Annotated in this window: 5 protein-coding genes and 1 tRNA gene; 4 read left to right on the top strand and 2 right to left on the bottom strand. The window is 51.4% G+C overall.

Translation table 11 applies throughout. From position 1 onward, the window contains the following. Window positions 1-71 precede the first annotated feature (71 nt). A complete protein-coding gene (locus M4I36_RS13140) occupies window positions 72-1,010 on the bottom strand; it encodes a ParA family protein (protein WP_258112207.1) in 939 nt (312 codons plus the stop codon). 512 nt (window positions 1,011-1,522) lie between these two features. Here M4I36_RS13140 and M4I36_RS13135 point away from each other — a divergent pair. After that, a tRNA-Asp gene (locus M4I36_RS13135) sits at window positions 1,523-1,599 on the top strand. Between the two features lie 109 nt (window positions 1,600-1,708). Here M4I36_RS13135 and M4I36_RS13130 read toward each other — a convergent pair. Beyond that, window positions 1,709-3,181: an alpha/beta hydrolase gene (locus tag M4I36_RS13130; RefSeq protein WP_258112206.1), complete on the bottom strand. Its 1,473-nt coding sequence runs from the start codon at window positions 3,179-3,181 to the stop codon at window positions 1,709-1,711. Between the two features lie 140 nt (window positions 3,182-3,321). Between M4I36_RS13130 and M4I36_RS13125 the strand changes: the two genes are divergently transcribed. From M4I36_RS13125 to M4I36_RS13115, 3 genes are all read left to right on the top strand, one after another. Continuing rightward, complete coding sequence (locus M4I36_RS13125) at window positions 3,322-3,447, top strand: hypothetical protein (protein ID WP_258112205.1); 126 nt, start codon at window positions 3,322-3,324, stop codon at window positions 3,445-3,447. Window positions 3,448-3,755: 308 nt separating this feature from the next. After that, a complete protein-coding gene (locus M4I36_RS13120; RefSeq protein WP_258112204.1) occupies window positions 3,756-3,962 on the top strand; it encodes a hypothetical protein in 207 nt (68 codons plus the stop codon). Between the two features lie 157 nt (window positions 3,963-4,119). Further along, a complete protein-coding gene (locus M4I36_RS13115) occupies window positions 4,120-5,070 on the top strand; it encodes a GGDEF domain-containing protein (RefSeq protein ID WP_258112203.1) in 951 nt (316 codons plus the stop codon). The last annotated feature ends 557 nt before the right edge of the window (window positions 5,071-5,627 follow it).

The following is a 5,627-nucleotide window of genomic DNA, read 5'->3' as shown; positions in this document are numbered from 1 at the left end:
TTCGTCACCTACCACGATACCAGGAGGTTTTTTAATCTAGCAAATCTTAAATTGCTTCATTACAGGACTGCTTAAGATAAAACTAACTTAATCACTTCTGCTGTCAACTGTTCGAGTTCTTTGCGCACCGTGAGATAAGTTTGCTCGTTTCGAACATCCTCCAATACCACCGGAATTCCGGATTCTGGTGCCGTAGCGTAGACTGTCTTGTTTTCCCGTATCGTCGTGGTCAGTGTAGATATTCCTATGCGCTGAACCTGAGATATGTATTGCTGCAACGCCGAATATGGTTGTCCGTTTCGAATTCCCAGCATTGTGAATATAACACCCTTAACAGACGGCGAAATTGGATTAAACTCGTCTCTGTTATTGTCGTGCTGTAGTTTGGAATTGTATTCACTGACAAGTTCACCAATACGTTTTTGCAACTGCTCTATTCCAATGGTAGATAGATAGTCTGGTTTTGCAGGGATTAGCACTGAGTCACTCGCAACTATCGCGGTCTTCGTCACGACGCTAAAATTGGGCGGACAGTCAATAATAACGCAATCATATCCCTTGTCCTCAAGTTGCTGAAGTCCAGCCTTAAGTCTGGAATGAACTATTAAGAAATTCCGCCTGTTTGTTCTTTCACTACCTCCCCAAAGTTTTGCGCTTAATTCTAGATCCACATCAATCAGACCCAAATGAGAAGATATCAGGTCGACTTGACCCTCAGATTTTAGAACGCGCAGCCTAGAATTTACTCTTTGGGGTGTCAGAATAAGCCCATTTAGATTGAAATCTTGGTCATTGTCAATAAATGCGTCATACCATTTTTTGATGGTTCTGTCCTGATAGTTCTGCTCCCATTCGTCAACCATCAAGAATGAAAACGTCAAATTGGTTTGAGGGTCGAGGTCTACAATCAAGACCTTATTCCCCTGAAACGCAAGTTCGGAAGCCAAATTCGCTGTGAGTGTTGTCTTGCCGACCCCACCTTTATAATTGATTACCGAGAGAACACGCACCTTTATACCCCCTAGAATTCGTCCTATCACATATATTACCTTATTTCGATGGACGTAGAAATAGTCTAAAAAAGCACGTTAGGCTCAGGGTGGCGTTCGGTCTCAACCTCGTTATCGTGATAACAATATGCACAAGGTTGCAGGGGTGGACTCTGGCTCCAACGAGCAGCAGACGGGGCCCATGTGATAGTCCGTTGAAACCTCCAATCATGCAGAATTCGATGTGACATTGGGAGTCGACCACATGAGCTTGCCTCTTTAGTGAGTCCTGTGACATAATGATGCCCGTGATTGCGCCATGTGCATGACTGCTAATGGTGTATCTCTAGGATATACACATACGGTTGTGTCAAGCGATGTTTGCTGGATTAGCGGGTAGTGAAACCAGCTCCAGCGGGAGGACTGCGCTGGCAGCGCAGGGGTCAGGGGTTCGAATCCCTTGTCCTCCACCAAGTACATAGCGCAGTGCGCGGCGAGACCGATGCGGGTCTTGCTGCGCGCTGTTCTACCTTGGAGCTGTGGTGTAGTGGCCTAACATGCCTGCCTGTCACGCAGGAGACCGCGGGTTCGAATCCCGTCAGTTCCGCCACTAAAGGAGGCTCTCTGATGTCGGTATCCGTTATTGGGGAGCGTTTTCCATGTCCCTGATAGAGAGTTCGGCGAGTGGTCGAATGACGTCCGACGCCGCCATCGTCTCCTCACGCATCTCCGCTTGCCTCCGACTCATAGCCGGGAAGAAACCGTGACACCGTTTTCTTGAAACGCGCTGCCTCCTTTCCGACGCCGTGGCACTCATAGTAATCGAGGCACCACCGGCTCAATTCTTGGAGCTTATTCTCGATTCCGTACCAGTACGAGAGCACGCTGTCATGATAGATCCCAGAAAACAGCGGCGGAACCGGCAGACCATCGAAAATGCGCTCGATCGCGAGGGCGCGCTCTTCACCTTCCAGCGCGCTGGCCTGGCCGATGGCTCGTTTTACATCGAGGACATCGCAGGTCACTGTCCCCGCCAGCCTGACATGGGCGTGGTCCGCGACAAGCAGATCAGCGTCCATGCCACCGACCTTGAGGAGCTTGCGCAGATGCGAGAGTGCCACCCTAAGCTGGGTTCTTGCCTGCGTGAGCTCAGCGTTGTTCCACAGTAAGTCAATCAACTCATCCCGAGCTGCACTGCCATGGAGCGCGATGTAGATGAGGATCTCCTTGGCGAAGCGCTGGTTCCATCCTTTTAATATGGAGACACCATTGACCTTGACATGGAAGCCCCCGAGACAATTCAGTTCGATGGTTCCCGAACCTCCGTCGGTCACGCCGAGGGGATCGCAAAGGTCGTGAATCAATTCAACCAGCGGGTTGGAACCATTGGTTTGTTGATTGGTCACCTGTTTTATATAGTCATGAACTGCGCTCGCCGTCAACTCTGGGGCCTCGATGTGAAGACAGTTTGACGCGTTCGGGACCAACAAGGTTCGCTTCCCCGCTAGGTCGTGTGTCAGCAGGTGATTCAGTCCCTCGTATGGTGTCAGAGGGTCTGATCGGCCAAAGAGCATGAAGATTGGGGTGCTTGATTCCTTGATCAAATCAACGGTGGGTGTGTTCGCGATGAGGTCCAAGAAGTGAATCCAACTATCTGCCGAAACCGCATCTGCCATGTTGTATAAACGCCCGGCCCACGCGTCCATGGAAGGACTACAATACATCTGAGCCAGGTGGGCGCCAATGGGTCCTGCGTTCTTATGTCCTCTAATGAAAGCACGTAATCCATCGTACACTTCCGGTCTAGCCTTAAAGTACACCGCTGCATGCAGGGAGATGATGGACAAGGTCACAACGGCTTCAGGATAAGCACGGGCGTACTCCAGGGCCAAGGTGCCACCAAATCCGTGGGCAACGACGTGAAAGCGCCCGATCTTCAAAGCCTCCGCCAAACAGTGCAAGTCATCAATTAAGTATGGCCAAGTCAGATCTTGGGTTGACGGTGCCGGATCGCTCTTCCCGTGTTCTGGCAGGTCGTAGCGAAGGACATTGAAAGATTGCGCCAGCAACGGCCACACCAGGTCCCACATTGTCGAATCCGCAGCTAGACCGTGGATCAAGACAAGGGTGTCTTCAGTCGGCGTTGAACACGCTTGGTACTCGTAGTATGTCGTTCGATTTGTGTTGGCCAACGATATCTCCTCGCACTCTATAGAGGCTGTTCATGTCCAAATGATACCATACTCCGAGGTCAATGAGGCTCATCAAAACAAGAGTGGCGAATAGGCGATGGGAGAGGTAAAGTCTTACAAACGATCCGGGAGGTGGTCTCATGGATACTATCGCTAGACGACTCTTGGCCGAGCAACTGATCGACGATTTTTATGAACAGTCTGGTGGCACCAGGCAGGAGAAACAGACTGACTTATCGCTGTCCAAGCAACATCTCACGGAGTAACTCAAGGCGTTGTTGCCGGACCATCAGCAAGAACTGCTCTTCCGGTGGGAAGCCCAGCGTAACGAGATTTGTAGCCTTGAATTGCGGCGCTTTGCCGACTTCGTGGTCGAGATACTTGTAACACTCGAGGATCAAGTCATCCACCCATCAGATCGGTAGGGTGCCTTTGAACGAATCCCTCCAGTACCCATGTGTAACGATCGTGTAACGGTCGTCTGTCACTGTCAAGAGTAATGCGAACCACGGCAGCTCGAGACGACTCGGTATCTTCAACTCCCGGAATCTTAAAAGCGAAAGAGACTAGCAAGGTGGTTTACGTGACCCACTTTCTCATCATCACATTCGCCACTGGCGTGGCTGCGAGTTTGTCGCTGAACGTCCTCTTCAATTGGGTGGCCTCAGCGACCGGAAAACGAACAGGCTCCTTTGTTTCATTTAGCGAGGTCACTCGGTTGGGATTTCTGTTTTGGATCATGAGCATAGGCATCTATGGATTGATGAAATTAGGGATGTAAGGGCGAATGTATGCTTAACGAGCAGCAGAGCACATGGGCTATGTCGCTCATTTTGTATCGAGACGGGGGTGTCTAGTTGGAAGAGAACAGGCTGCGCGCATTTCTTCATTGCTCCCGTGGATGGTCAGGTGCCTTGGATGAGACGGAACTCTTTCACATGGCGGCAAAGGCGCTGCAAGATGTTGCCGATGTGGATTCGGGATTCTTCGTCTATGCCAAAAAGAGCATGGAAGGGTTCACTCCGGCTAACTCAACGATGCACGCCTCATGGGGTGTCTTCAGTAACATCGACGAATCCCTCAAATCGCTCGTACTGGATGATGTGCTGAACAGGCACGATGAAGGGGATCCGTTGCTGGAAAGGTGGACAAGGGTCGAAGACATGCCCAACGCTTTGCAAGTGATGCCAAGGCATCTAGGACTCTTTGAAATCGGCATTTGGCCGCTTGACTGCAAGGGACAGAGGGTTGGGGCCGTTATCGTCGCGCGGACACACATTCCCCCGGCCCCATTGTGCTGTGCCACGCCCACCACGCTCATGGACGTGTGTGCAGCGCAGGTGTCTCTGGCGTTAGACTTTCTTCTGGCCGTTCAAATCGCCGACAACGCCTCCCAGCAAGATGCCCTCACAGGGTTGCTCAATCGGCGGGGGCTGGAAGCGCGTCTTCCACATTTGCTTCAGGAATGCGAACGTACAGGGTCGCATTTGGTGCTGGGTCTTCTGGATGTAGATAACTTAAAGCGAGTGAATGATATCTATGGGCATTGGGCAGGGGATGAGGCACTTTGTGAGATCGCTAACCTCCTTTGTAGGATCGTTCGCTCAGGTGATCTGGTGGCAAGAATGGGCGGCGATGAATTTGTGGTTGTTTTGCAAACCGACAAGCCCGATGCCTATGCCGCCATGGCACGGATACAGGAGGCCATCAACAGTGCGACTGACAGCCTCTCCCTGAGTCTGGGCGGCGCAGTATGGCAAACGACGGAAGGGGATTCGTTGGAGTCCTGCTTTAAGGTCGCGGATGCGAGGATGTATGAGCAAAAACGGCGTAAGAAGACGGATCAGAGCCAGTTTTTCGCTCGTTATGAAAGGGCACAAAATAGTTAGTGATGGGCTGACCTATCCTTGTGCGGTCTATTCGGCCCACAAAATGGAATGTGTCGGTTGAATGTATAAATCATCCAATCATTTCTCTCGCGCTACGCTGCCCTCTGTGCGTTTCGCTGTGGCTTGGATGTCCCGCCCTCGCCGCTGGCCCGCGGCTGGGCTTGCGTGGCTGACAGGGCCTTTCTTGGGGCCTACGGTGTGTGTCATGGTCGGCGGGTTTAGGCTGCGAGCGACTGCTGCTGCCCGTACGCTCGATGGTTACAATACTTTGTTGGATGCGTACCTCTTGTAGACGGGTATCCCGAGCGCTGCGAACTGGTATGGGGGTGTGGCAGTGGATCGACGGTCTACCCAGCTATATCAAGGCGTATCTCCCTGTTTTGGCCTGCGAAAGTTGAGTTTTAAAGCTCTTGACAAATCAAAATATTTCACTGCAATGCTGGCGTAAATTCATACAGAAACTGCATAACGCTTGAACATTAATCCCGGATTTCGAGGGTCTTGAACTTCTAGAATCATTGAAAAGGCGCTCCCTGTAAGGCTAAGATGAGTTTGTC

Origin of the sequence: Alicyclobacillus sp. SP_1 (assembly GCF_024706985.1) — a bacterium.
Lineage (GTDB): Bacteria > Bacillota > Bacilli > Alicyclobacillales > Alicyclobacillaceae > Alicyclobacillus_I.
Note: the sequence above shows the minus strand (reverse complement) of the source record. Positions and strands in the feature narration are given on the sequence as shown.